Annotated in this window: 2 protein-coding genes; both read left to right on the top strand. The window is 44.1% G+C overall.

The annotated features are described in order from the left end of the window. Positions 1-105: 105 nt before the first annotated feature. A complete protein-coding gene (locus tag I59_RS22395; RefSeq protein WP_148286291.1) occupies positions 106-648 on the top strand; it encodes a hypothetical protein in 543 nt (180 codons plus the stop codon). A gap of 35 nt (positions 649-683) precedes the next feature. Then, the gene (locus I59_RS21625) at positions 684-1,046 is read left to right on the top strand and encodes a DUF2147 domain-containing protein (RefSeq protein WP_187289835.1); all 363 of its coding nucleotides are present in this window, start codon (positions 684-686) and stop codon (positions 1,044-1,046) included. Positions 1,047-1,155 lie beyond the last annotated feature (109 nt).

Raw genomic sequence — 1,155 nt, forward strand, 5'->3', positions numbered from 1 at the left:
CTGATTTATCCTTAACTCCCTTATGAAGCCAAATTTTTGATAACACTGATCTGTTTCGGTGCCACGGCAGGCACTGTAAGTGCACAAAGTGGCGATGATCATTCCATGCGGAAACTATACCTGGACTTTGGCGGCTCTGTTGGTGTTTTTATCCCTGTTGATAATGCTGCAGACCAGAGAGCAAGCTACGGCTCCAACGCGATGACCTCGCTGCAATTAAACTATCGCCAGAACTATTTTATCAAACTTCAGTTTGGCCAAACCACAGTTGACTTCAAATCGCAGAACTTATTCGGGGGAATTACGTCACGGGTCAACACGAAAGCCAACAGCACAAACTTAGGCCTGGCCGTTGGCTTTCAGCGAAGCTTTGGCCGTTGGCAGCCGTTTGTTTTGGCCGGTACCGGCGTGTCTTTTATGGATGTTCCTGCTACCTCGTTTGACAGTAACACCAATATAGTGAATTATTCAACTTTATCCGGCACCTACCTGTATGTCAATGCGGGCGGAGGTATTAATTTTAAAATATCTAAATCTTTCACCGTTTTCCTGGAAGGCCAGGGCTCTACCATCCCCAATATTCCTAAAAACTCCAATACACATCTCAGCGGGATCAGCGCACTGCTCGGCATCAAAGCCCCGTTATAAAGAACCATTTAAACTTTACGATTATGTACAGACACATGCTTATGACCACCGTATTTTCCGTATTCTTTGGTTTAATATCCCATGCGCAAACAACTGGCGCTACCGGTAAATGGGAAACCCCGGATCATGATATCATTGAGTTTTACACCTATGGCCCTTTGTTTACAGCCCGGCAAATCAGCACTAAAACAGAAAAAGACAAGAAAAACGACAATAAGATTATCGGCCGCGAACTGAAGCCGGTTAGCGCCAGGCAATTTGAAGGCATCGTTATCGACCCTAAGGACAATAAAACCTATCACGGGCGTTTTATTATTAATATGCAGGGTACAGAATTGCAGTTAAAAGTAAATTGGGGGTTCGTGAGTTTTAATGAAATCTGGAAACGGGTAGATTGATTTTTACGTTATTGAACCGGATATCGCTATTTTCGGCCATGCATAAGCACAGCTATAAATTATTTCGCATATACGGCTATCCCGGCTATGGGCTCGTGCTGTATATGAT

This window comes from Curtobacterium sp. B8 (assembly GCF_000333315.1).
Lineage (GTDB): Bacteria > Actinomycetota > Actinomycetes > Actinomycetales > Microbacteriaceae > Curtobacterium > Curtobacterium luteum.